At 72.2% G+C, this 23,347-nt stretch carries 20 protein-coding genes and 2 pseudogenes; 5 read left to right on the top strand and 17 right to left on the bottom strand.

Annotated elements, in window-relative coordinates:
* From B7L92_RS18895 to B7L92_RS18880, 4 genes and pseudogenes are all read right to left on the bottom strand, one after another.
* Nucleotides 1-227, bottom strand: a pseudogene (locus tag B7L92_RS18895) (trans-aconitate methyltransferase); the annotation flags it as partial.
* Nucleotides 224-1,405: a glycosyltransferase family 4 protein gene (locus B7L92_RS18890; RefSeq protein ID WP_081238711.1), complete on the bottom strand. Its 1,182-nt coding sequence runs from the start codon at nt 1,403-1,405 to the stop codon at nt 224-226. The pseudogene B7L92_RS18895 and the gene B7L92_RS18890, both read right to left, overlap by 4 nt.
* A complete protein-coding gene (locus tag B7L92_RS18885; RefSeq protein ID WP_004980772.1) occupies nt 1,402-1,800 on the bottom strand; it encodes a 6-pyruvoyl trahydropterin synthase family protein in 399 nt (132 codons plus the stop codon). Before B7L92_RS18885 ends, B7L92_RS18890 begins: the two co-directional genes overlap by 4 nt.
* 212 nt (nt 1,801-2,012) lie before the next feature.
* On the bottom strand, nt 2,013-2,990 hold the full coding sequence (locus tag B7L92_RS18880; RefSeq protein ID WP_081238710.1) for a zinc-dependent alcohol dehydrogenase: 978 nt from the start codon (nt 2,988-2,990) through the stop codon (nt 2,013-2,015).
* 108 nt (nt 2,991-3,098) lie between these two features.
* On the opposite strand from B7L92_RS18880, the gene B7L92_RS18875 reads away from it, so the two are divergent.
* The gene (locus B7L92_RS18875; protein ID WP_081238709.1) at nt 3,099-3,863 is read left to right on the top strand and encodes a CDP-alcohol phosphatidyltransferase family protein; all 765 of its coding nucleotides are present in this window, start codon (nt 3,099-3,101) and stop codon (nt 3,861-3,863) included.
* A 51-nt stretch (nt 3,864-3,914) separates the two neighbouring features.
* Here B7L92_RS18875 and B7L92_RS18870 read toward each other — a convergent pair whose 3' ends face one another.
* From B7L92_RS18870 to B7L92_RS18850, 5 genes are all read right to left on the bottom strand, one after another.
* A complete protein-coding gene (locus tag B7L92_RS18870; RefSeq protein WP_081238708.1) occupies nt 3,915-5,141 on the bottom strand; it encodes an MDR family MFS transporter in 1,227 nt (408 codons plus the stop codon).
* Nucleotides 5,138-6,952 carry an ABC transporter permease subunit gene (locus tag B7L92_RS18865; protein WP_081238707.1) on the bottom strand — a complete coding sequence of 605 codons (1,815 nt, stop codon included), beginning with the start codon at nt 6,950-6,952 and terminating at the stop codon, nt 5,138-5,140. The genes B7L92_RS18870 and B7L92_RS18865 overlap by 4 nt, the downstream gene beginning before the upstream one ends.
* 3 nt (nt 6,953-6,955) lie before the next feature.
* Nucleotides 6,956-8,488, bottom strand: a complete 1,533-nt coding sequence (locus B7L92_RS18860) for an ABC transporter substrate-binding protein (protein ID WP_081238706.1) — start codon at nt 8,486-8,488, stop codon at nt 6,956-6,958.
* Nucleotides 8,489-8,566: 78 nt separating this feature from the next.
* On the bottom strand, nt 8,567-9,151 hold the full coding sequence (locus B7L92_RS18855) for a GNAT family N-acetyltransferase (RefSeq protein ID WP_107501532.1): 585 nt from the start codon (nt 9,149-9,151) through the stop codon (nt 8,567-8,569).
* 590 nt (nt 9,152-9,741) lie between these two features.
* A complete protein-coding gene (locus B7L92_RS18850) occupies nt 9,742-10,284 on the bottom strand; it encodes a hypothetical protein (RefSeq protein ID WP_081238704.1) in 543 nt (180 codons plus the stop codon).
* Between the two features lie 362 nt (nt 10,285-10,646).
* On the opposite strand from B7L92_RS18850, the gene B7L92_RS18845 reads away from it, so the two are divergent.
* Together B7L92_RS18845 and B7L92_RS18840 are read left to right on the top strand one after the other, a co-directional pair.
* On the top strand, nt 10,647-13,502 hold the full coding sequence (locus B7L92_RS18845; protein ID WP_081238703.1) for a type 1 periplasmic-binding domain-containing protein: 2,856 nt from the start codon (nt 10,647-10,649) through the stop codon (nt 13,500-13,502).
* A gap of 28 nt (nt 13,503-13,530) precedes the next feature.
* A complete protein-coding gene (locus tag B7L92_RS18840; RefSeq protein ID WP_081238702.1) occupies nt 13,531-14,145 on the top strand; it encodes an HD domain-containing protein in 615 nt (204 codons plus the stop codon).
* Between the two features lie 160 nt (nt 14,146-14,305).
* Here B7L92_RS18840 and B7L92_RS18835 read toward each other — a convergent pair whose 3' ends face one another.
* From B7L92_RS18835 to B7L92_RS18805, 7 genes and pseudogenes are all read right to left on the bottom strand, one after another.
* A complete protein-coding gene (locus B7L92_RS18835; RefSeq protein ID WP_081238701.1) occupies nt 14,306-14,746 on the bottom strand; it encodes a hypothetical protein in 441 nt (146 codons plus the stop codon).
* Between the two features lie 80 nt (nt 14,747-14,826).
* Nucleotides 14,827-14,979: pseudogene (locus B7L92_RS18830) on the bottom strand (DUF397 domain-containing protein); the annotation flags it as partial.
* A gap of 196 nt (nt 14,980-15,175) precedes the next feature.
* The gene (locus B7L92_RS18825; protein ID WP_081238700.1) at nt 15,176-15,619 is read right to left on the bottom strand and encodes a hypothetical protein; all 444 of its coding nucleotides are present in this window, start codon (nt 15,617-15,619) and stop codon (nt 15,176-15,178) included.
* Nucleotides 15,620-15,630: 11 nt separating this feature from the next.
* Nucleotides 15,631-15,918, bottom strand: coding sequence for a hypothetical protein (locus B7L92_RS18820; RefSeq protein ID WP_081238699.1), 288 nt, complete (start codon nt 15,916-15,918; stop codon nt 15,631-15,633).
* A gap of 56 nt (nt 15,919-15,974) precedes the next feature.
* A complete protein-coding gene (locus tag B7L92_RS18815; protein WP_081238698.1) occupies nt 15,975-17,516 on the bottom strand; it encodes a caspase, EACC1-associated type in 1,542 nt (513 codons plus the stop codon).
* Nucleotides 17,509-17,898, bottom strand: coding sequence for an effector-associated constant component EACC1 (locus B7L92_RS18810; protein ID WP_081238712.1), 390 nt, complete (start codon nt 17,896-17,898; stop codon nt 17,509-17,511). The genes B7L92_RS18815 and B7L92_RS18810 overlap by 8 nt, the downstream gene beginning before the upstream one ends.
* A gap of 317 nt (nt 17,899-18,215) precedes the next feature.
* Complete coding sequence (locus B7L92_RS18805; protein ID WP_081238697.1) at nt 18,216-18,422, bottom strand: hypothetical protein; 207 nt, start codon at nt 18,420-18,422, stop codon at nt 18,216-18,218.
* 361 nt (nt 18,423-18,783) lie between these two features.
* Between B7L92_RS18805 and betT the strand changes: the two genes are divergently transcribed.
* Together betT and B7L92_RS18795 are read left to right on the top strand one after the other, a co-directional pair.
* Entirely contained in the window at nt 18,784-21,060 is a 2,277-nt protein-coding gene (betT, locus tag B7L92_RS18800; RefSeq protein WP_081238696.1) for a choline BCCT transporter BetT, read from the top strand.
* Between the two features lie 246 nt (nt 21,061-21,306).
* Nucleotides 21,307-22,242: an alcohol dehydrogenase catalytic domain-containing protein gene (locus B7L92_RS18795; RefSeq protein WP_081238695.1), complete on the top strand. Its 936-nt coding sequence runs from the start codon at nt 21,307-21,309 to the stop codon at nt 22,240-22,242.
* 174 nt (nt 22,243-22,416) lie between these two features.
* On the opposite strand, the gene B7L92_RS40325 is transcribed toward B7L92_RS18795, so the two are convergent.
* Nucleotides 22,417-22,929, bottom strand: a complete 513-nt coding sequence (locus B7L92_RS40325; RefSeq protein WP_143626347.1) for a hypothetical protein — start codon at nt 22,927-22,929, stop codon at nt 22,417-22,419.
* Between the last annotated feature and the right edge of the window lie 418 nt (nt 22,930-23,347).

Below are 23,347 nucleotides of genomic sequence, written 5' to 3'. Positions count from 1 at the left end.
CCGGGCTCCCCGGGCTCCCCGGGGTCGCGCAGGCGCAGGGTGGCCCGCTCCCCCGGGCCGGGCACGGGGCCGGCGCCGGGGATGACGGAGTGCCGGGCGACGGTGTTCTCGGATTCCACGGTGCCCTCCTGCCGGTGCCGGTCGGGCACGGACTCCGCGACGTCCCGGGGGCCGGGCTGGGCCGGAATCGCGCCGCTGTGCCGTGTGGTGGTCGCCGGTTCGGTCATGCCGCCCTCCGGGGTTCGGTCGGGAGCCGGCGCAGTACCGCCGCCAGGCTCTGCGCGGTGCTCGCCCAGCCGCCGAGCGCGGCGCGCCGGCTGCGGGCGGCGGCCTTCAGCCGGCGCCGCACGTCGGCCTCGCCGAACCAGCCGCGCAGTTCGGCGGCGATGGCCGCGGGGTCCTCCGGCGGGACGAGGATGCCGGGCACTCCGCCGTCGGGCGCCCGGCCCACCGCCTCGGGCAGCCCGCCGACGTCGGTGGCCAGCACCGGGATGCCGCGCGCCAGCGCCTCGGTGACCGCCATGCCGTACGTCTCCGCGTACGAGGTGAGGACCATCAGGTCGGCGGCGGCGTAGCTGGCGTCGAGTTCGGCGCCGGAGCGCGGTCCCGCCAGCTCCAGCCGGTCCTCGAGGCCGTGCGCGCGGATCAGGGACCGCAGCCGGGCGACGTACTCGGGCTCCTGGGTGATCCCGCCGACGAGGGTGCAGCTCCACGGCAGTTCGGCGACGGACGCCAGCGCCTCCACCAGCCGGTGCTGCCCCTTGCGCGGCGTCACCGCGGCCACGCACAGCAGCCGGGACACCCCGTCGGTGCCGGGTGCCAGGGGGGCGATGTCGGCGCCGGGGGCGGCGACGTGGACCCGCTCGGGGGCGAGGCCGTGGTGGGAGACCAGACGGCGCACCGCCCAGTCGCTGGTGGCGACGACGGCGGGCACCGCCCGCAGCACCGCGCGCTCACGGGCGTCCAGTTCGGCGGCCAGGGCGGCCTCGAGCCCGGTCTCGTCGCCGAGCGGGAGGTGGACCAGGACGGCCATGCGCAGCCGTTCCGCCTCCGGGACGACGATGTCGGGGACCCCGCAGGCGACCAGTCCGTCGAGCAGGACGACGGCGCCGTCCGGCAGTTCCCGCAGGGTGCGGGCGAGCCGCGCGCGGGCGGCGGAGTCCGGGCGGGGCCAGCCACCGGCCACGGCGTGCCGGTCGACCTGCCAGCCGAAGCCGGGCAGGTCCAGGCAGACCCGCCGGTCGTAGGCGTTGCCGCCGCTCGGCGCGGTCGGGTCGTCGACACCGCCCGGCATCACGAAGTGCACCGTGCGCAGGGACATGGGGATGATCCCGTCGTTCCTCGGATGGGACGCCTGCCGGGGGACGTAGTCCAGGCGGGCCCGGTCGATGGTCGTGTCGGTCACAGGGCACGCTCGTAACTCGCCCAGGCGATGTGCGACTCGTGCAGCGTGACGGTGATCGCGGCGATGCCCTTGGCGTTCTCGCCCAGCGCTCCCTTGTGGATGCGTTCGGCGAGACGGTCGGCGACGACCTTGGCCAGGTACTCGGTGGAGGTGTTGATCCCCGAGAAGTCGGGCTCGTCGTCGAGGTTGCGGTAGTTCAGCTCCCCGACGACGGCCCCGAGTTCCTGCGTGGCCAGTCCGATGTCGACCACGATGTTGTCCTCGTCCAGCTGTTCGCGCCGGAACGTGGCGTCCACGAGGAACGTGGCCCCGTGCAGGCGCTGGGCCGGTCCGAAGACCTCGCCGTGGAAGCTGTGGGCGATCATGATGTGATCGCGGACGGTGATGCTGAACAACGGACGACCCTCCAGGTGCGGCGCGTCTGCTCCCCGGCCGATCTCCGCCGAGGATGCCGTGTAGTACGGCTGACCGCCTCCCCGTGTTCAGCGTCCCCCGCGTCTTTTCTCAGGTCAGGCGTACGCGCGTCGCCGCGGGGGGAGGGCGCGCCGCACCGGGGGCCGCACCGGGGCCGTACCGGGGAGGGCGACGCGCCGTTCCTCCGCCGCTGTCACGGGGCGTCGTAGCGGATGCGGTGGCACAGTGCCGGGATCTCTCCGGAGGCGAGCCCCGGCATGACGCCGGGCAGGTCCTCGAAGGCGGACTCGCCGGTGACGAGGGCGTCGAACGCGGGGTCGGCGAGCAGGTCGAGGGCGAGGGCGAGCCGGTCGGCGTAGCTGCGGTTCGCGCGGGCCGGGGAGACCGTGCCGACCTGGCTGCCGCGGATGACCAGCCGCCGCGAGTGGAAGGCCTCGCCCAGCGGGAGGCTCACCTTCCGGTCGCCGTACCAGCTCAGTTCGACGACCGTGCCCTCGGCGGTGAGCAGTTCCAGTGCCCGGCTCAGCCCCTGCTCGGTGGCGCTGGCGTGCACCACCAGGTCGCACTCGCCGAGCGCGTCCCCGGGCAGGGCGAAGCCGACGCCGAGCGCCTCGGCGGTGCTCGCCCGCGCCGGGTCGGCGTCGACGAGCTGGACGCGCACGCCGGGGAAGCGCGCCAGCAGCGCGGCCACCGAGCAGCCGACCATGCCGCCGCCGACGACGGCGATCCGGTCGCCGACCAGGGGCGCCGCGTCCCACAGGGCGTTGACGGCGGTCTCCACGGTGCCGGCCAGCACCGCCCGTCCGGCGGGCACGCCGTCCGGCACGGGGGTGACGGCGCTCGCCGGGACGACGTAGTGCGTCTGGTGCGGGTAGAGGCAGAAGACCGTCCGGCCGACGAGCTCCCCGGGACCCTCCTCCACCACCCCCACGTTGAGGTAGCCGTACTTCACCGGCCCCGGGAAGTCGCCCTCCTGGAACGGCGCCCGCATGACCGCGTGCTGGCTCTCCGGCACTTCGCCGCGGAAGACGAGCGTCTCCGTGCCGCGGCTCACCCCGGAGCAGAGCGAGCGCACCAGCACCTCGCCCTCGCCGGGAACCGGCAGGTCGACCTCGCGGATCCCCCCTCGTCCGGGCGAGTCGAGCCAGAACGCGCGGGCGGTGCGGTTCATCGAAGTCCTCCTGAACGATCGGGAAGCTGCACGCGTACCGAGGGGTGCACAAGCCGCGCACAAGGTAGCGGCGTTGATCGACTCTGTCACACGGCCGGAGGGTGTTCGGTGGCCCTGAACAACAGTTACGACGCGAGGCTCGTACAGCAGGAGACCGCCGTGGGGGCGGGCGTACAGGTCCTGCTGCTGGCCCTGATCGGTCCGGCGATCGGCATGGGTCCGGCGGGCTGGCTGACCGGCCTCGCGTTCGCGGTCGCCACCTGGGCGGTGCTCTCCCGGGCCCTGCACCGGTCCCGGCTGCGCTCCTTCGGCGCGGCCAACCGGGTCACCCTCGGCCGGGCCGTCCTCGTCGGCGGTGTGACGGCGCTGGTCGCCGACTCGTTCCAGGACTCACCGCCCGTCTCCCTCCTCGTCGGACTGACCGCCGTGGCGCTGATCCTCGACGGCGTGGACGGGAAGGTGGCGCGCAGGACCGGTACGTCGACCCCGCTGGGCGCCCGCTTCGACATGGAGGTGGACGCGTTCCTGATCCTGGTGCTGAGCGTGTACGTGTCGATGGCGATGGGTCCGTGGGTGCTGCTGATCGGCACGATGCGGTACGTCTTCGTCGCGGCGGCGCGCCTCTGGCCCTGGCTGACGGCCCCGCTGCCGCCCAGCACGGCCCGCAAGACGGTGGCCGCGCTGCAGGGGGTGCTGTTGCTGCTGGCGGGCGCGGACCTGCTGCCGCACGTGGTCAACGTCGGTGTGGTGGCGCTGGCGCTGGGGCTGCTGGTGTGGTCGTTCGGCCGCGACGTGCGGTGGCTGTGGCGGACGTCGCGGGTGCGGGCGGCGGCTGCCGCCACCGCCGAGGTGCGGGAACTGGTCGCGGGGTGAGGCGCGGCGGGTGAGCGGGGTGCGGGACGAGGTGCGCGGGGCGCGAGGCGGTCACGGGCGTCTCGGGAGCAGCCCCGCCGCCATCGCCGTCACGGCCGCCGGCACCAGCCAGGGCAGCGCCGACGGCAGCCCCGCGTCCAGCAGCGTCCCGGTCGCCGCGCTGCCGAGCAGGACGATCAGACCGGAGACCGAGGACAGCGCCCCGGTGTAGAGGCCGAGCCGGCCCTCCTCGGCGAGGTCGGGCACCCAGGCGCGGGCCACGGGCACGACGAGCATCTGGCCGAGGGTGAGCAGGACGACGAACCCGGCCGCGGGCACCAGCCCGGCGATCCCCGTCCACCCGGCGGGACGCGCCGCCGCCACGACGGCGAAGCCGGCCGCGACGAGCAGCAGACCGGCCGCCATGGAGCGGCGCATCGCCAGCCGCTCCCCCACCCAGCGGGTGACCGGCAGTTGGGCGGTCACCACCAGCAGCGAGGACAGGGTGAACAGCCAGGCCAGCGCGGTCTGGGAACCGGTGGCGCGCTCCACCTCCTGCGGGAGGGCCAGATACAGCTGGTTGTAGGCGAGCAGGTAGGCGCCGTAGGCGCAGCACAGGCCGAGGAAGGGCCGGTTGCGCAGCACCAGCCGCAGTCCTCCCCCGACCGGGGTGCGGTCCCGTCCCGGTATGCGCTGCGGCAGCAGCAGGGCGTGACCGGCGAGTACGAGCACGAAGACGCCCGCGCCCGCCAGGCACGCGGTGCGGAAGTCCACCGCCAGCAGCAGCGCCCCCAGCAGCGGTCCGGTGAACGCCCCGGCCTGTCCCGCCACGGTGAACAGCGCCAGCACACGGGTGCGGGATCCGCCGCCCGCCTCCTCCCACACCACCGCCTGCCGGGCCACCTCGGACTCGACGGCCGGGGAGAACAGCGCGGCGGCGAACCCGATCAGCACCACCGCGCAGATCACCGCCCAGGTCCGCTCGGCGTACCCCAGCCAGACGAACCCGGCGATCCGCAGCGCGCACCCGGCGAGCACCACCGGCCGGATGCCGTACCGGTCGGCCAGCATCCCGCCGACCACGAACAGCCCCTGCTGGCTGAACGTCCTCAGTCCCAGCACCAGTCCGACCAGCCAGCCCGCCATGCCCATGGCCTGTCCCAGATGCACGGACAGGAAGGGGAGCACGGCGTAGAAGCCCAGGTTGAAGGCGAGTTGAGTGAGGATCAGCAGCCGCAGCAGCGGTGAGAACCGGGAACGGCCCGGTGCCTTGAGCGGGTCGGCGGACAGGGCGGTCATCGTGTCTTCACCGGTTCCTTCGCGAGCGACGGCGGGCGCACGGGCACTGCCCCTGAGGTGTGGTCCTCCGGTCTCCGTCCTGGTCCGCGCCGAATCCCCGGCCACCGCACCCCGCCCGCCGCGGTCACCGCGAGCGCCCCGAGCAGGGCGAGGACGGCGGCCGGGGCGAGCACGGCCCAGGGGGCGCGTTCGGCGTAGGGCTGGTTCTCGGCGAGGAGCAGCCCCCATTCCGGCGACGGGGGTTGGGCGCCGAGGCCGAGGAAGCCGAGGGAGGCGAGGGTGAGGGCGATCCCGGGCAGCCGCAGCAGCGCGTGGCGGACGACGGGCGGCAGCACGGCGGGCAGCAGTTCGCGCCGCAGCAGGTACCAGCGGCCCGCGCCGAAGCCCCGGGCGGCCGCGAAGTGCGCGGTGGCGCGCTCCTGGACCAGCAGTGCGGAGGTGTGCGCGGCGAGCGGGGTCCAGGCGACGGCGGCCACGGCGATCGCGGGGGTGGCGGCCCCGCCGCCGACGGCGGCGGTGACGAGCAGCGCACCGAGCACCGGGGGCACGGCGTTCACCGTGTCGGCGAGCGGCCCGGACAGCCGGGGCAGCAGTCCCAGCAGCACCCCGGCGCACAGGGCCGCGGCGCTGACCCCGAGGGCGAGCAGCAGGGTGTCGAGGGCACCGTGCCCGACCCGGGCGAGCAGGTCCCGGCCGAGGGCGTCGGTGCCGAACGGGTGCGCCCGGGAGGGCGGTCGGAGGCGTTCGGCGGTGTCCAGCGCGAGCGGGTCGCGGGGCAGAGCGAGCACGACCACGGCGAGCAGGGCCGCGCCGTACACGAGGGGCTGGAGCCGGCGGGCCGGCGGGGCCGGCCGGTGCAGGGAGGGCAGGGCACCGTCGCGCAGGGCCGGCCCGACGAGGAGCCGGGCCGCGAGCCGGCAGGCTCCCGCGGCGACGGCCGCGAGCAGGACGAGGGCGAGGGTGCCCGCCCGGAGAACGGGCAGGTCCTGGGCGAGGGCGGCCTGGAGGGCGGTGCGGCCGAGGCCGGGGATGTCGAAGATCTGCTCCACGGCGACGGCCCCGCCGGTCAGCCCGACGACGAACAGCCCGGTGTTCGGCAGCAGCGCGGGCACGCAGCGGCGTACCGCCCGGCGGGCGACGCGCCGGGCGGGCAGTCCCTGGGCGGCGGTGGCCAGCGCCCAGGGCTCGCCGAAGGCGCCGGGCAGCAGGTCGTCGAGCAGGCGCCCCAGCACGGCCCCGGCGGGCAGGCCGAGGGCGAGCGCCGGCAGCACGGTCCACTGCGGCCCGTACCAGCCGAGGGCGGGGAGCCAGCCCAGCTGCACCCCGACGACGGTGGCGAGCACGGAGGCGACGAGGAACTCGGGCAGCGCGGCGAGCACGGCCGACCCGCCGCCCCCGGCGCGCCGCCCGTCGAGCCGCCGCCGTGATCCCAGACGGAGCGTGCGGGCGCAGACGAGCACGGCGGTGACGGCGGCGACGAGGAGTGCCGCCGTCATCAGCAGCAGGGAGGCACCCAGGGCGCGCAGCACCTCGGGCACGACCTCGCCGCCGGAAATCCACGACCGTCCGGCGTCCCCGCGCCACAGCCCGCCCAGCCACTGCCCGAGCAGGGACAGCGGGCCGGCGTCCAGCCCCAGTTCCGCGCGGATGTCCGCCAGCACCTCGGGCGAGGGGTCGCGCTCGGCCGACCGCGCCTTGAGCACGGTCAGCGCCGGGTCGGTGTGCGAGAGCCGGGGCAGCAGGCCGATGCCGCACACGAGGACGGCCGCGAGCACGGTGCGCCACAGGAGTACGGCCAGGTGCCGGCGCACGGGTCAGCGCCGCGTTCCCGTACCGACGAGGGTGCGCTCGTAGGGATCGAGCAGCACGCCCCGCACCGAGGTGCCGGCGCCGGTGATGATCCGCTGGTGCACCAGCGGCACCACGGCGTCGCTGCCGAGGACGGCGGCCTCGGCGGCCATGGCCGCGTCCTGCCGCTTGCCGGGGTCGGAGATCCGCTCGGCCTCGGCGACCGCCCGGTCGACGTCCTCGTCGCACAGCCGGGCGATGTTGTAGCCGCCGTCGCAGGTGTAGTCGCCGGCGAGCACGGAGACGGGGTCCCCGGTGTCCAGGAGGGTGTTGCGGGCGAGCACGACCGCGTCGAACTTCCCGTCCAGCGCGTCGGACTCGAGCCGCGCGTACTCGCGCACCTCGAGCTTCACCTCGAACCCGGCCTTCTCCAGTTGCTGCTTCACCACCTGGGCGACCTCGGGGAGTTCGGGCCGGTTGTCGTACGTGGCGAGGGTGACCGGGGCGCCCTTCGCGCGGCCGGGCTCCGCCCGTCCGACGGGCTCGGTCCGCTTGCCCTCGGCCCAGCTCACGGCGGGCCCGTAGATACCGGCACCCGGGTCGGCGTACCCCTCGTACACCCCCTCGGCGAGCGCGGAGGTGTCGACGGCCGCGCGGGCGGCGGCGCGCAGCCCCGGGTCCTCGAAGGGCCCGGAGGCGGCGTTGAGCAGGAGGCTGGTCGTGCGGGTGGTGGCGGTGTCGCGCCGGGTCTTCGGGTCGAGGGTGGCCGCCTGCGCGACGGGCACCGCCTCGGCGATGTCGACCTCGCCGGTGCGCAGCGCGTTGGCGCGGGCGGTGCCGTCGGCGATGAACCGGGCGTTGACGCCGGAGGCCTGGGCGCGGCCGCCCCAGTAATCGTCGAAGCGGTCGAGGACGGCGGACGAGGCCCCGTCGACCTCGGTGAGTTCGAAGGGGCCGGTGGCGGTGCCGACGGGGTCGACGCGGCCGTTCGCGTCGTAGGCCTTGCCGGAGAACACGGCGAGGCTCGGGCTGGACAGCCGCAGCGGCAGGACGGGGTCGGGCTCGGTGGTGCGGACGGTGACCGTGCGTCCGCCGTCGGCCTCGGCGGTCAGGTCGACGCCGGAGAGGGCGGCGGGTTCGGGTTCGGCCTCGGTGGCGCGGGTGAGCGCGTCGGCGACGGCGGCCGCCGTGACGTCCGTGCCGTCCTGGAACCGGGCCTCGCGCAGCGTGAACACCCAGGTCCTCGCGTCCTTCTGACGCCACGACTGGGCGAGCGCGGGCGCGGCGGCGCCGTTGGCATCCAGGGTGGTCAGCCCTTCGGCGACGCCGAGCCGGCTGAGGAGCGTGGCGTCGGCGCCGTACGGCGAGAACCGCTCGGCGGGCGGGAAGGCGAGCGCGACCCGCAGCCGGGACCCGCTCCCGCCGTCGCCGTCCTTCCCGGACTCACCGCCCCCGGAGGCGAAGCAGCCGGCGAGGAGCGGTATCAGCAGCGCGGCGGCGGCGAGGCGGGACCGGTGCGGGAGGCGTGGGAGGCGATGGCTGTGGGGTCGGGAGCTCATGGTCCTCGTTCCGTCGGAGGCGTGGTGGGGCGGCGACGCGGTGGCCGGGCGACAGCTTACATGAAAATGATTTTCAATTTACAGTCGATCGCCGCGCCCCCGCGCGGCCTCGCCCACCGGCTCCCGCGTCCACCCCAGGGGCACCTCGAAGTGCACGATGCCCTGCCCGCCGCCGGGGTCTTCGCGCTCGTCGTGCACGACCTTCCCGACGGACCGCCAGAACGCCTCCGCCCCGGGCACGGTGGGATCGGTGTGCAGATAGACGGACCGGTACCCGCCGTCGGCGGCGGCGAAGTCGAGCAGCGCGTCGACGAGCCGCCGGGCGATACCGTGCCGCCGGTGCTCGGGCCGCACGTAGATCCGCCGCAACTGCGCGGTCTCCCCCGACGGGAACCGCTCGGCGACGCCCCGCGGGTTCGGCGGATGCGCGGGGCCCCGCGCGTCCAGGGCGCCGGTCCCCACGACGCTCCCGTCCCGCTCGTCGACGGCGACGAGCAGCGTGTGCCGGGGAGGGGCCAGATAGGCGGCGGCCGGGTCGATGATGTCGCCGTGCCAGCGGGGCACGTAGCCGCTGCCGAAGTCGCGGTAGACGGTGTCGAGCATCACGGCTCGAGCGTCGTCGAGGTCTTCCGGGGCCGCCGTCTTGATGCTGTAGGAACGCACTTGCACAGGATATGCAAGAAGCATCCGGACTGATCTCCCCCCTCGCCTCGACCCCGGACCTTTGGTTTTCGCCCCTCGGCGGCGCCCTTGCGAACCTTCCGGCACCACGCCCTCCGTGACCGACGGCCCTGCCGGACGGGATCGAGGGGAGGGCGGCACGGTGATGTACGCACGTGAACGGTCAGAACGATCGTCCGGCTGCGGCGGTGCCCGGCCATCCGCCCGGCGTCCCTTCCCCCCGCGGGCCCGAACGAGGAAGTCCGGGACGTGCGGCACGCCGTGTCCCGGCGACCGTCGGCCTCGGGACACGGTTCAGCGAGCACCGTGGTGTTCCAGCGCACGGGGAAGAACCGCGTCCACGCCGTCAACGGACTCGGCCGCAAAGGCACCGTGGTGTGGCTCGAACCGCAGAAGGGACGGGGCGGCTCACCGGCGGTGCACGAGAGGGAAGGCGTTCATGATCCTCGCACTCGCCCCCGATTCACCCCGGCCGACCCGCCTCCTGCCCGCTCCGCCCCCTCCACGACGCCGAGCCTCTGAGCCGGCCCGGCCGTCGAAGCACCCGACGACCGGGCCGGGCGCCCCACCGGTCACTCGATGCCCGCCGCGTCGAGCAACCGGACCAGGTCCTTGCGTCCGTACCCGAGCAGACGGGCCCGGTGAGCCGCCCTCAGCACCAAGTGCGCGACGGTCTTCGCCGCGTACCCGTCCTTGGTGTCGGCGTCGAGCCCTTCCTCGGCCTTCTCGATCCCCAGGCTGTTCATCACCAGCCCGTGCTCGCGGCGGACTTCCGCGACGGTGCCCGCGACCGCGTCCAGGAGCGTCTTCCCCGGACGCTCGCACTCCAGGGCGAAGCACCCCCAGTCGACCGGCACGCAGCCTTCCGGTGGACGCGCCCGCAGACCCGCGTACCGCTCGTCCCCGAAGCCGGCGGCCCGGAACTCGTCGTGCACCAGCGAGAACCGGTGGAAGCCGGGTGGCACCGGAGGCGGTGGAGGCGTGTACTCCCACCCGGCGTCCTCGTACAGCAGCCTCTTCGCCTCCTCCTCTTCGGCGTGCGTCACGGTGAAGCCGTTGGCGTCGTTGCGCCCGGTCGTCGTGCCGTCGGGATTGCGGTGAAAATGCAGGATCATGTGGTGTTCCCTTGGTCCGTACCGAGAAGGGACGAGATGTCCCCGTCACCGGATCGAACGGACCGCGGGGCCGGCACGTGCCCGCACCGCACAGCGCCACCCGATCGTGTGAACCGCACGCGCCGGCCCCGGAACCGCCGGGCCCCGAGCACGATGCTCCTGCCCAGCGCCCCGATGACGTCACCCGCCGGCTTCCGGTACGACCACCGCCGACGGACCGCCGTTCCGCCGGGAGCGGTTGTCGGGGGCAGGCGTTATCCTCGCAAAGCGCTTGTGACACATGTGTCTTACGACCACGGGGGGTGTCCATGCACGGCCGTGACCAGAGTTTCCCTCAGGACTGCCCGGACAGGGACCACGGCATGTCGACCGAGGCGGGGATCGACGTCCAGCGTCAGCTGGAGTCCCTGATCCAGGACTTCCGGACCAGCGATCCTCCGATGCCGGTGATCGTGCTGCACGCCGAGGACCCCGCGGACGACGACCGCGTCGTCGAACTCGTCGAAGAACTGCGCAAGGGGCAGCAGCGCCACGGCACGCGCCTGGCCGTCGCCCCGACCGGGCCCCAGCCGGAGGACCTCGATCCCACGGCCCGGGCCGTGCGGCTCCTGTGCGACCTCGGCGACTCCAGGAAGTGGGGCGACCGGTCCGCCGCCTACCGGCCCTACTCCTTCCCCCGCCTGGGCCTCGTGCGTGCCCTCCAGGAGGCCACCGAGGACCCGGAGATGCGCGAGCACTGGCCGACCGCCCCCGCCGGCACTCCGGACGGGAACGCCCAGCGGGAGCGGGCCCAGACACATCTGCTGCGTGTCCTGGCCCGGCAGCGCTGGCGTCCCCGCAGACCCTCGCACCGGTACCGGCAGATGCTGCTCACCGACGTGCAGCAGTTCCTCCCCATGGGCGTCCTGGGGGCCTTCACCGCACTGCTCACCCGCCCCGAGTGGTACATCGCCGTCCTGGCGGGCATCGGACTGATGATCCTGCTCGCCGCCCTGAACCACGTCCCCGGACGCGCGCCCCTCTTCCTGTGGCTGCGCAGGGAGAGCCGGTGGTTCCTGACCACGACGTTCCTCCAGTCCGCCGCCCGCCGCCAGTCGACCAGCGTGCGACTGCTGCGGCCCGTCCGTTCCTGGAGAGCCATAGCGGCCCGCGCCTACGACGTGTCCGAGGCCATGCGGGAAGGCGGCCCGTTCCCCCTCCAGCTGTACGTGCTGGCGCTCTTCGAGGACCTGCGGGACAACCACCGGCGCGGCAGCTGGGACCTGCGGGGGTTCAAGCGGACGCGCCCGCCGATGCTGTTCCTGCGCCGGATAGGCCCGGAGAACGGCGGCATCGAGCTGATCAAGGCGGTCAGCGACGTCCGCAGCCGGCGCAGCGAACTCGACCCGCTGCTGATCGTGGCGGGCGTGGCGGCGAACGACGCGGCGCTGCTCGACCGCGGTGCGGGTGGAGGCCCACCGGTCATCCCGCCACCGTCCCGGTACCGGCCCTCGCGTCTCCAGCAGCGGCTGCGGGACTGGTACGACGAATGGGCCGGGAACCTCCGGGCCGACCAGTCCCCGAGCAGGACGAACGCCCTGCCCTGGGTGCTCAGGATCCCGCTGCCCCACGAGGAGCTGGTGCAGCTGCGGGAGTCGGACTGGCGGTGCGTCAGGGCCGGGCACCGGCCGCCCCTGACCCGCGTGGTGTGGTCGACGTACAGCCTCGTCCTCGCCCTCGCCCTCGCCGTCACCGCGGGCGCCGTCCGCTCCTACGACCTGCACCGGACGTACTGCTCGGCGGGCCTGCTGACCGCCAACCGCGACACCGAACGGCGTTCCGCGCCCGGCGGCGACGGTACGGAGTGCGTCGGGATAGCCACCGGAGACGTCCGGTTCGGCACGTACCTCCAGGACACGGCCGACGAGAAGGGCGCGAGGCTGCGCGAACTGGAGGACCTGGTCAACAAGGAGAACGCCGAGGTGCTGCGCGGCCACTCCGGCAACTACGTCACGGTGGTGTACGCGGGCCCCCTGAGCTCCTCCCCGGCGGCCCCCTCCCCGGTCAAGGGCGTCGAGGAGCTGACCGGCGTGTACCTCGCCCAGCGCGTCGTCAACGAGAACCACACGGTGAAGCTGCGCGTGCTGCTCGCCAACGGCGGCGCGGACATGGGACACCAGCGCGTCACGGCCGACGCGATCGCCGAGTACGCCGAGCACGACCCGACCGTCGTCGGCGTCGTCGGCTTCGGCCGTGACCTGCAGAGCAGCCCCGACGTCACGCAACGGCTCCACACGGCGGGGGTGCCCATCGTCTCCGGCACCAACTCGGCGACCTACCTGCCGGAGGACTTCTCCAACTGGTTCAGCCTCGCGGCCCCCGACAAGCACCAGGCGCAGGCGCTCGGTCTCATCGCCCGGCAGATGCTCACCCCCGGCAAGGCCCCGTACGCCTTGGTGCTGGCCCGTGACACCGAGAAGTCGCAGGACCGGTACACCAGCGAGCAGGCCACCTACGGCGGGGAGATGCTGGAGCGGGAAGGCTTCCGGATGCTGCCCGGGCAGAGCTACCGGGTGGCGAACGGCGACCCCGAGCTGCGGCTGCACGCGGAGCGCATCTGTCAGGGGGCGAACGTCCCCTCGGTGATCTACTTCGCCGGGCGGGTGGAGGACATCGGCCCGCTGATGACCCAGCTGAGCACCCAGCCGGGCTGCGCGAACAGGGAGATCTCGATCCTGACGGGCGACGACCTGAGCAAGGCCAGGTTCTCCGACACGGGCGGCCGCGACGGCGTGGCCCCGCGGATCACGCTCTACCACGCGGCCCTGGCCGAGCTGAGGGAGGCGGCGTCCAGGACCGCCTTCTACGAGAACGCCACCCACCACCTCCCCTGGCTCGAGGGCAGGAAGGCCACGTACGACGCCGCCGACTTCGCCAGCGGGCAGACCGCCCTGTCCCACGACGCCACGCGCGCGCTGTACTGGGCGGCCAGCCGCGAGGACGTACCCCAGAGCCGCGCGGCGACCTGGGTCAACCTCAGGAGCGTCAGGCTCGACGGGATGGCCACCGGAACGATCGACTTCACCGACGCGCCCCTGTACGGCGAACGGCACGGCCACAGCATCCTCCTCAAGCGGGTCCGGAGAACCCCGGAGGGCGTCTCGGAGGCGCGGGTCCTGTGCAGCAGACCGGCCGGCAGCACCGAGCCGCTCGATGTGCAGGAGTGCGCGATCGAGTAGCCGGAACGGTGGTTGCTACGCTCCCCGGATGAGGATTCCGGGACCCGAGGAGATCCGTGCGCTGCACGAGAAGCACGCGCCCACCGCCGAGGCGTTCGCGCTCGTCCACACGCACTGCGAGATCGTCTGGAGCATCGCCGAGCAGCTCCTCTCCGCGCCGCACCTCGCCCACCTCGACGCCGACCTGGTCCGCGCCGGCTGCCTCCTCCACGACATCGGTGTCTACCGCCTCTACGGGCACGACGGACGGCTGGACCACGAGAACTACATCCGGCACGGACTGCTCGGCCAGGAGATCCTCGAGAAGGAGGGCCTTCCCGAGGTCCTGTGCCGGTTCTGCTCCCACCACACCGGAGTGGGGCTCACGCGGCACGACATCACGCGCCAGAACCTCCCGCTGCCTCCCGGCGACTACCTGGCGGTGACGGCGGAGGAGCGGCTGGTGATGTACGCGGACAAGTTCCACTCCAAGTCCCGGCCCTCGGCGTTCCTCTCCCCCGACGAGTACGCCGCCCACGTCCGCCGCTTCGGCGAGGACAAGGTGACCGCCTTCCGGGCCCTGCGCACCGAGTTCGGCGACCCCGACCTCGACCGGCCGGTGCCGCACGGCGGCGTGTCCGTCCATCCCCGTGACCGTCGCTAGTCGCCAGGCCGGGGCCGGAGGCGGAACCCTCGTCCCGGCCGGCGACGGCCGGTGCCGACCGGAGTCGGGAGAGGTTTTCCGCTGTGCCGCGGCCTCGGACGTGTCGGTCCTGCCCCGGAACCCACTGCGCGGATCGTGGTTCTCCGTGGCGGGCCGCGGTTCACGCGTAGGGGTCGGGGATCACCTCGGCCACCGACGCGACGACCTCGTCCACCCGCAGGATCGCGCGGTGAACGGCTCCGGACCGCGCGATCAGCACGTCGGGAAGGTGCGCCTCGTAGAAACGGAGGTACCCGATGACGCCCACGGTCGTCGTACGCGCGCCGAGCCACAGCACCATCCGGCGCAGATCGTCGAACTCGTCGGGGTGCGCCTCCTGTCGCACGGTCAGCGCCCATCCCGAACCGTCGGAGCGCAGTTCTCCGACCAGCACGCCCCCGATCCGCAGCGCCGGTCCCCGATCGCCCCAGAGGGGGTACGCGTAACCGTCGTCCCCTCGCCCGCCTTCCTCTCCCAGGTGCCAGCGGAGCAGGGCGAGGTCCTGGGGCGGGAGTGAGTCGGGCAGGTCGAGCGTGAGCTGGAGTTCATGGATGTCGGCCATGATCAGAAGGCTATGGTCCCCGGCCCCGGTGGATCTCCGGCGGACGGCCGGTGCACGGGCGGTTCACAGCACCCACGAGCTCACATCGCCTCAAGCAACACCGACCACGCCGCCGGACCCACCCTCAGTACAGGCCCCCACTCCTGCACCTGCTCCGAGACACGCACGTGGACAGCGACAACGTCGGCGGCGCCTTCGACGCGCTCCCCGCCTTCCCCACGGCTGTAGCTGCTCTTGAACCAGCCTGTACACGCGCCCGCGCCAAGGCTCCGTCCCCGCCCGCCTGTTCACGAGACTGCACCACCCGTTCCCACCGTGCGGATCATCACGGGGTGTCCTCGACAAACCCCCGCCGGCGCGGCCCCGCACCGCGCACGGGTTCGCCGCCCCACGTACGGACCCGTGTCCAGGGGCAGCGGCCGTACGGCATCACTGCCGGGTGCGGCGTCGGTGGAGGTCCGCAGCCGCGTCGAGGACGCGGTCGATGTCGGCGGCGACGCCGGCGTCCGTGTTGTTCAGGTGCCGCACGATCGCCGCGCCCGCCCCGGACACGGCGGTGGGAGGTACCGGGATCGTCCGGAAGAGCCGCGGCACTCCGTACACCTGCCGGAGGACCTCCTCCACGACGAACTCGTTGACCGGTCGCCGTTCGCTCCGGTGCCCGGCGGCGACCTCGTCGCTGAACGCCGCGAGGTCGTCGACGTCGCACCGGTCGCCCAGTCGCGGCGCGAGGAGCACGGCGACCACCGAGACGAGGAAATCGTTGAAGGCGACCCTGTCGGCCGGTGAGAGGGCTTCGTCGAGCGCCTTGGCCCTGCGGTCCTTGAGGACGAGGCACTTGATCTGGTCGCGGAATCGTGGTTCGACGCGCATTCCGGCGCCTCCTACTCGACGTGGGTGAAACTCATGAGGACGGCGAGCACGGCGTCCTCGAACGACTCGTACCGGCCGACCTCGTCGGTACGGAAGAGCCCGTGGTCGCGCACGACGGCGAAGGCGCTCCACAGTCCCAGGTGGTGGTCCACCCGACCGGCGTGGAACGTTCCCCCACCGTTGTCGAGGACGACGTGGACGGTCTCCTCGCCGGGGCGCGCTTCGGGCTGCGGTCGGAGCGAGAACCGGTGGCGTTCGAGGGATTGCCGGAGTGCCGTGCCGACTTCCGGGATCGCCATGTCGCCCTCCCTTGTCCTGTGGTGTTGTCCTGTGGCGTCTTGCGATTCGGTTCGGATCACTTCGCCCGGCGGCGGAGTCCGACGGCGTGGGCGCGGAGGTTCCCCGGGCCGACATCCTCGTAGTACCGGCGCGCCGCGCTCGCGAGGTCCGCCTTGCGCGGCAGCCGTGCGGTGAAGTCGGTGAGGACGCGTTCTCGTTCCGTCTCGTCGAGGGCCGCCCACTCGCCGTGGGGGCCGCCGCAGGCGTCGGTGAGGACGTCGAGGCACTGGGCGAACGCCAGCGGCTCCCTGCCGTCCCAGTCGGCCAGCCACCGTTGCCGCAGTACCTCGGTGGTGAGGTCGGCGACGGTGACGTCGGGCGGGGGCGCCGGGCGCGCCGGTTCCGGCTCCTCCTCGTTCTCGCCCCCGGGCTGTCGGGACGCGTCGACCCCGAGGCGGATGCGCTGCTCCAGTCCGGTCAGCCGTTCCCGTGCCGCGCCGTTGCCCCGGCGCACGGCGAGGGCGTACCAGTACAACGCCCGGTCCTGGTCCTTGTACTGCTCCTCGTAGAGCTGTCCGAGGTGAAGGGGGCCGACCGGGTCGCCGGCTTCGGAGGCTTTCGTGTACCACTGCGTCGCCTCCAGGAGCGCCGCACCGCCGACGGGGCCCGGCTCGATGCCCTGCATCCTCGCCTGGACCCGGCCTTCGGCGATCTGTCCGAGCCGGTTCATCGAGGGTGTGTGTCCGGCCTCGGCCGCCGCACGGTACATCGCGGTGATCACGGGCAGCCGTTCGACGCCCTCCTTGGTCTCGCGGCGGTACGCCTCGCGGTAGACGGCGTCCGGGTCGGCGCCGGGTTCGGGTGGGGCGTCGGGGGCGTTGTTGCGGGCGAACACCCACCTGGCGGCGTGGTCCTCGATGCGGCGGCCCGGTTCGGGCCTGCCGTTCTCGACGAGTCGGTCGGCGACCACGCCGAAGATGTGGTCGAACGTGAGGCCGGCCGGTGCGCCGCGGATCCCCGCACGCACGGTGTCCACGAAGGCCTTGGTGAAGTACGTCTGTGCGTCGGCGACGACCTCCTTCTCGTACCAGGAGGTCTCGAACGCGCTGCTGCTCATCAGCACGTACGCGCCGGACACCGGGGGCAGGCGGTTGGCGGAGAGGCGGCCGTACTCCTCCGTGGCGAGCCCCGCGTAGCAGCAGTCGAGCACAGCGATCTTGACTGCGGCCCGGCTGAAGCGGAACGCGTCCCGCACGGCCTCGAACGGCAGCCCCGTGGCGGCCGTGTAGTGCGCGTCGAGCCTCGTGTCGCCCACGGTGAGGCACAGCCGCTCGCGGTGATCGTAGATCCCGTGTCCGACGTAGTAGAAGAACGCGACGTCCGTGGCCTCGATGAGCGCGTCGATGAGCTCGACCTGGGTCGTGCCGAGCGTGGGGCGGTTGTCGAACGGCACGATGGACTCTTCGGGCCACGGGCCGCACACCGGGTCCAGGAGCAGGTCCCGCATCCGGTTGAAGCTCCGTTCGACCGCGGGGGCCGGCTCGAAGTCCGTGTAGCCCCAGGTGCCCATGAGGACCGCACGCGACCGGGAATAGTCCCGGTCTGCCGGGTCAGTCATCGCCGAGCAGGCGGTCGGCGATCTCGAAGGCCTTCTGGGGGTCGTCGAGGTTCTCACCGGTGAGGGTCACGGACCGGTCCCCGCGGGTGAGCGTCACGGTCACGGACGACCGCCGGGACCTGATGAACGCCGGCAGCGTCCGGATCGCGACAGTGAGCACCGCCGCGGACGGCACGAGCAGTTGCAGCACCTCGACGACGCCGAGCTCGCCCTCGTCCGGACCGGAGCGCCTTCGGGTGACGGTCGCTTCCGGGACGGTGCTGAGACGGCGGAACAGCGGGCCGACGTCGGCCTGTTCGGAGACCGTCAGGACGACTTCGAACGGTGCCCCGGCAGCCTCCGTGGCGGTCTCGGGTTCCTGTGGAGAGATCGGTTCAGGCATCGGGGCCTCCAAGTCGATGGTCCGTTCAGTCCTAGGGCCGCGTTGTACGCCGACGTTCGTTCCATGAGCGTCCCCAGCCGGTCGTCCGCGCACGGCGTCCACCGCCACCCGGCGCTGCGCGGTGACATCGATCAGGCCGGTGACCGGGCCCACGGGGATGGCCGAGAGGCCGATCACGGCCGCCGTGCAGCCGGTCCGTCCCGCTCCTGGCGCTTCCCTTCCCCGTGCACCGCCGCGCCGCGGCGGACCTGCTCCGCGGTCACGCCCTCGATCCGCCGCCCGCACACGCCGCAGAGCAGGACGTCCCCTCGGACCTTCTACCGCCGGACCCGGTTGTAGTAGATCGCGACGTCCTCCGGAGCGTGCAGGCGCACGTCCTCGCCGTCAGCGCTCACCATGCAGACCCATCCGGACGGAGCGGAATCGGGTTTCGTGAGGGTGAAGGGGCCTTCCCCGTTCACCCCCCACACGGTGCCACCGAGGCCCACCGTGTGACCGTCCTTCGTGCGATAGCTCGAGGTCATGCAGCAGTCGTACCACTGCTCCTGTTGCCCTGCGGCCCTTTCACAGAACTCCGACACCTTTTACTGACCGGTACGACCAAACCCGGCTTCACGGTGAGATAAGGCACATTCAACCCACCGGATACGAGGCCGCCAACCGCTGACTGAGCACCACGAAAGCCCAGGTCACAAGCAACATCTGAGAGCTCTGCCGACCTCGGATCGGTTCACGGAGATCGTTTTGTCATGAGTTCTACCATCTAGGTAGGCCCCACGACAGGGTGCCCGCTGCACGGCCTCTCCCATCTCATCGGATCGAGGCCGCGGACGTCCGACCACGCCGACGTCCGCCCGAACTCGTCTCCGACAGGAGGAGGACCGCATGCACGAAGCCGCAGACACGTCCCGCCCCGGGGGCCGGCCGCCGAAGGCCCCGATAGAACGCCGTCACCTCGGCGGCACCGAACGGCGGCACCACGGCCAGGAGGCCGAGAACCGTCCTCCCGTCTCCAGCCAGGAACTCAGCAAGGCCCCCGCGGAACTCATCGAGGAGCCCGGCCCCAGGGTCAACCGCCGCGTCTTCGTCATCGCCTCGGCCGTCATCGTCGCCTTCTCCCTCTGGGCCATGCTCATGCCCGCGCACGCCGCCGGCACCATGCAGACCACGGTGGCCTGGATCGCGGAGAACCTCGGCTGGTTCTACGTCCTGACCGTCACCGTGGTGATCCTGTTCGTCCTCTGGGTCGCGCTGTCCAAGGAGGGCTCCGTCCGGCTCGGCCCCGACCACTCCCGGCCGCAGTACAAGCTCTTCACCTGGGTGGCCATGCTGTTCGCCGCCGGTGTGGGCATCGACATGCTCTTCTACTCCGTCACCGGGCCCATCACCCAGTACATGGCTCCACCGACGGGCGACGGTCAAACGGCCGCGGCCGCCCAGGACGCCGTGGTCTGGACCATGTTCCACTACGGCGTGGCCGGCTGGGCCATGTACTCGCTGCTCGGCATGGCCATGGGCTACTTCGCCTACCGCTGGGGCATGCCGCTGTCCATCCGGGCCGCCCTGTACCCCCTGCTCGGCAAGCGGGTCCGCGGTGGGATCGGCGACACCATCGACATCGTCACCCTGGTCGGCACCGTCTTCGGCGTCGCCACCTCCATGGGCATCGGCGTCGTGCTGCTGAACGTCGGCTTCGCCTGGCTCTTCGGCCTCCAGGAGGGCCTGGCCCTGCAGATCGCGCTGGTGGTCGTGGCCGTGATCATGACCATCGCCGCCTGCACCTCGGGCGTGGACAAGGGGATCCGGCTGATCTCCGAGCTGAACATCTGGAGTGCGGCGGCCATGCTGCTCTACATCCTGGTGACCGGAGAGTCGGCGTTCCTGCTCAACGCACTGGTGGAGAACATCGGCCGTTTCGTCTTCTCGCTGCCGGACCGGACCCTGCAGACCTTCGCCTACCAGGAGGGGGGCTCCGAGTGGATGTCCGGCTGGACCCTGTTCTTCTGGGCGTTCTGGCTGGCCTGGGGCCCGTTCGTGGGCCTGTTCCTCGCCCGCATCTCCCGCGGCCGGACGCTGCGCGAGTTCGTCATCGCCGCCGTCACCGCCCCGGTGCTCTGCGACTTCCTGATCGTGAGCATCTTCGGCAACAGCGCCATGCACCAGGTCCTGAACGGGAACACGGAGTTCGCCCAGCAGGCCATGGACAGCCCGGAGAAGGGCTGGTTCGCGCTGCTGGAGATGTTCTCCGGCGCCGGCTTCCTGATAGGCCTCGGCACGCTGTCCGGATTGCTGTTCTACCTCACCAGCGCCAACTCCGGCGCCATGGTGATGTCCAACTTCTCCTCCTCGATCCCCAAGCCGTCGCAGGACGGCGCGAAGTGGCTGCGCGTCTTCTGGGCGGTGCTCACCGCGGTGCTGACCATCGCGATGCTGGTGGCCGGCGGGGTCACCACCATGGAGTACGCGACGCTCATCTTCGCCCTGCCGGTGACGGTCATCGCCTGGCTGGTGATGGCCTCCTTCTCCAAGGTCCTGCGTATGGAGCGGGCCGAGCGAGAGGGCCGGGTCCTGCGCCGGCAGTCGTCGGCGGCGCACGGCGGCCACGTGCCCGAGCGCACCTGGCGCCAGCGGCTGGAGCGGATGCGCTCCTACCCCTCGAAGAAGCAGGTGGCCCAGTTCATGGAGCGCACCGTGCAGCCGACGCTGGCCGACGTGGTCCGCGAATTCGGGAAGCAGGGCTACCAGGCCACACTGGACCCGGTCCCGAACGAGCACACCGGCATCTCCAGCCACGCGCTGGTGGTCGTGATCCCCGAGCACCGCGACTTCCACTACCAGGTGCAGGCCGTCGAGGCCCCGGTGCCGATGTTCGGCGGACGCATGTCCCGCCAGACGGACGTCTACTACCGGGTCGAGGTGTTCACCCAGACCGGCTCCGAGGGCTACGACCTCATGGGCCTGTCCCCCCAGCAGGTGATCGACGACGTCCTGGACCGCTACGAGGCACACCTGGGCTTCCTCACCTACTCCACCGAGCACGCCTACGCCTCGGTGCTCACGCCGTCGATCGCGACCGCCACGGGCGCCGTCCCGGCGATGGAACCCGCGGAGCCGCAGGACGACGCCGGTACGGACACAGCGGGCATCGGCTCGAAGGCGTAGGCGCCGTTCCACCGGACACCGGCACCCGCGCCACCCGCTTCACGGCCCCACGAGCGAGCGGCCGCCAGGTCTCGTGGCGCCCCGCCCTCCCGGAGCCGGCCGGGCACGGCAAGGCCCCCGCACCGATCCTCGGTGCGGGGGCCCGTCTTTCGTCCACCCGGAGCGGGGTCGTTCGACTTTCGATTGAAAACGTTTAAAATTTAACTAGCACTCGGTTGTGGGTGCTCACCAGATGAAGGAGTTGGCATGCGGGCATGGCAGTTCAACGAGGTCAACGAACCGTTCACGCTGGTCGAGCGCGAGGACCCGAAGCCAGGCGCTGACGAGATCGTCGTCGACGTCAAGGCTTCCGGCCTGTGCCACAGCGACGTGAGCTTCGTCGACGGCACCCTGACTCCTCTGCTGGGTCACAAGCCGATCATCCTGGGCCACGAGACCGCCGGCGTCGTCAGCGCCGTCGGTTCGGACGTCAGCGAATTCGCCGTCGGCGACCGCGTGGGGATCCCGGCCGTCACCGAGGGCCCCGGAACCGCGGTCGACGGTGGATTCGCCGAGAAGGTCGTCGTCAGGGCGAACCTCGTCGTGCGCGTGCCCGAGGAGGTGGACTTCTCGCAGGCCGCTCCGGCGATGGACGCCGCGCGCACGGCCTACCGCGCACTCGTGACGTTCGGCCGTGTCGAGGCCGGGCAGAACGTGGGCGTCATCGGGTTCGGCGGACTCGGCTCGCTCGGTGCGCAGATCGCCAAGGAACTGGGCGCCACCGTCTACGTGGCCGAGGTCAACGAGAAGGTCTGGGACGCGGTCGACGAGCTCGGAGTCGGCGGCGTGTCCAAGGACATCCGCGATTTCGCGGACGAGGGTCTTGACGTGATCGTCGACTTCGCCGGCTTCGGCACCACCACCGCTTCGGCTGTGGACGCGATCAAGCACGGCGGTCGGATCGTGCAGATCGGACTGGCCCGCGAGGAAGCGACCATCTCCATGCAGCAGGTCACCCTCAAGGAGATCACCATCGTCGGCGCCTCGAACGGCGAGAAGTCCGAGGCCGAGGAAGTGCTCAAGCTCATGGCCAGCGGCAACATCGCCTCGAAGATCATGCCCATCACGTTCGAGCAGATCCCGGAGTACGTCGACAAGCTCGCCAAGGGCGAGGTCGCCGGACGGGCTGTGGCGATTCTCTGAGCTGAGAGAAGCGCCGACCGTCGCAAGCCGCCCCGTGCCTCCGTTCAGGCACACGAGGCCGGGCACCCCCAGGAGTCCTGGGGGTGCCCCTCCGACAGCGACGTCAACGAGACAGTGGCCCGCGCCCGCGCGGACAGGCTCTCGGCCGACGCCGTCCCGCAGCAGCTGCCGACTTCACTCCGGCGTCTTGATCAGCACGGAGTTCGACACGACGGGAGGCGGATGCGGCAGCTGCACATAGTCCGTCTCGGGATCCCTCGTCGCCCTCACCGACCGGTAGGTGTCGCTGTCCATCAGCAGTACGGAAACGGTGCGCTCGGACCCCGGTGCCGTCGTGCGGAGAACAGCGTCGTAGGTGTAGCTGCCCGGCCCCTGGTTCAGGGCGCTTCGCAGCGTGTAGTGCACACGCAGATTGTCAGCCGTACCGGTGACCTTCCGCACCACCCAGGCCAGGTGGTCACCGGGTGCGGGGACACAGGACACCGTGGCGACCACGCGCGCCGCCGTACGGCTCGGCTTCCCGTCCAGTTCGAGAACGACATCGTCGCTCGACGTGCCGCAGGTGGATGAAGAAGCAGCCGAAGGGCTCGGCACACCGGGCGGCGAGCCGGAAGCAGTCGGCCGCGGTGACTCCGAGCCGCCGAACTGCTCCAGGAGACCCTTCCAGATCCCCAGGAACTGCCCCACCACACCAGCGACGAGCGCCAGAAAGGTGAACGCGGCGGTGGCGCTCTTCCCCCAGCGGGCGACAGTCCCGTCGGCGCCTCTCGCCGGTGGCCGGGGCCGACGGAGACGGGGTCGGTTTCCTCCTGTGGTCGGGACTCTCCGGCGCCGTGACATACTGTCAATTTTCCCTGTCCCACTCCGAATGCAACCCGTCGCTCTTCTCCCCGTACGGACGCGCCACCACCTCATTGCGCGGCATCCCGCGAGTCCCCGGTGCCCCTCGGACGGAACGGTAAGGAGCTCCGCCACGGGCACCGGACGAACGGGGAACGGGCCACAGCAGGCCGACTTCCCGCCGTGCTCCCCGTACCACGAGCCGTTCACGCTCAACGGTGGTCTCGCGTCAGCCGAGTGATCCGCCCGCTCGATCCGGACTGAG

The sequence above is a fragment of the Streptomyces viridosporus genome, from assembly GCF_002078235.1.
GTDB classification, from domain to species: domain Bacteria; phylum Actinomycetota; class Actinomycetes; order Streptomycetales; family Streptomycetaceae; genus Streptomyces; species Streptomyces viridosporus.
The sequence above is the reverse complement of the archived record's forward strand: the minus strand, read 5'-3'. Positions and strand labels throughout refer to the sequence as shown.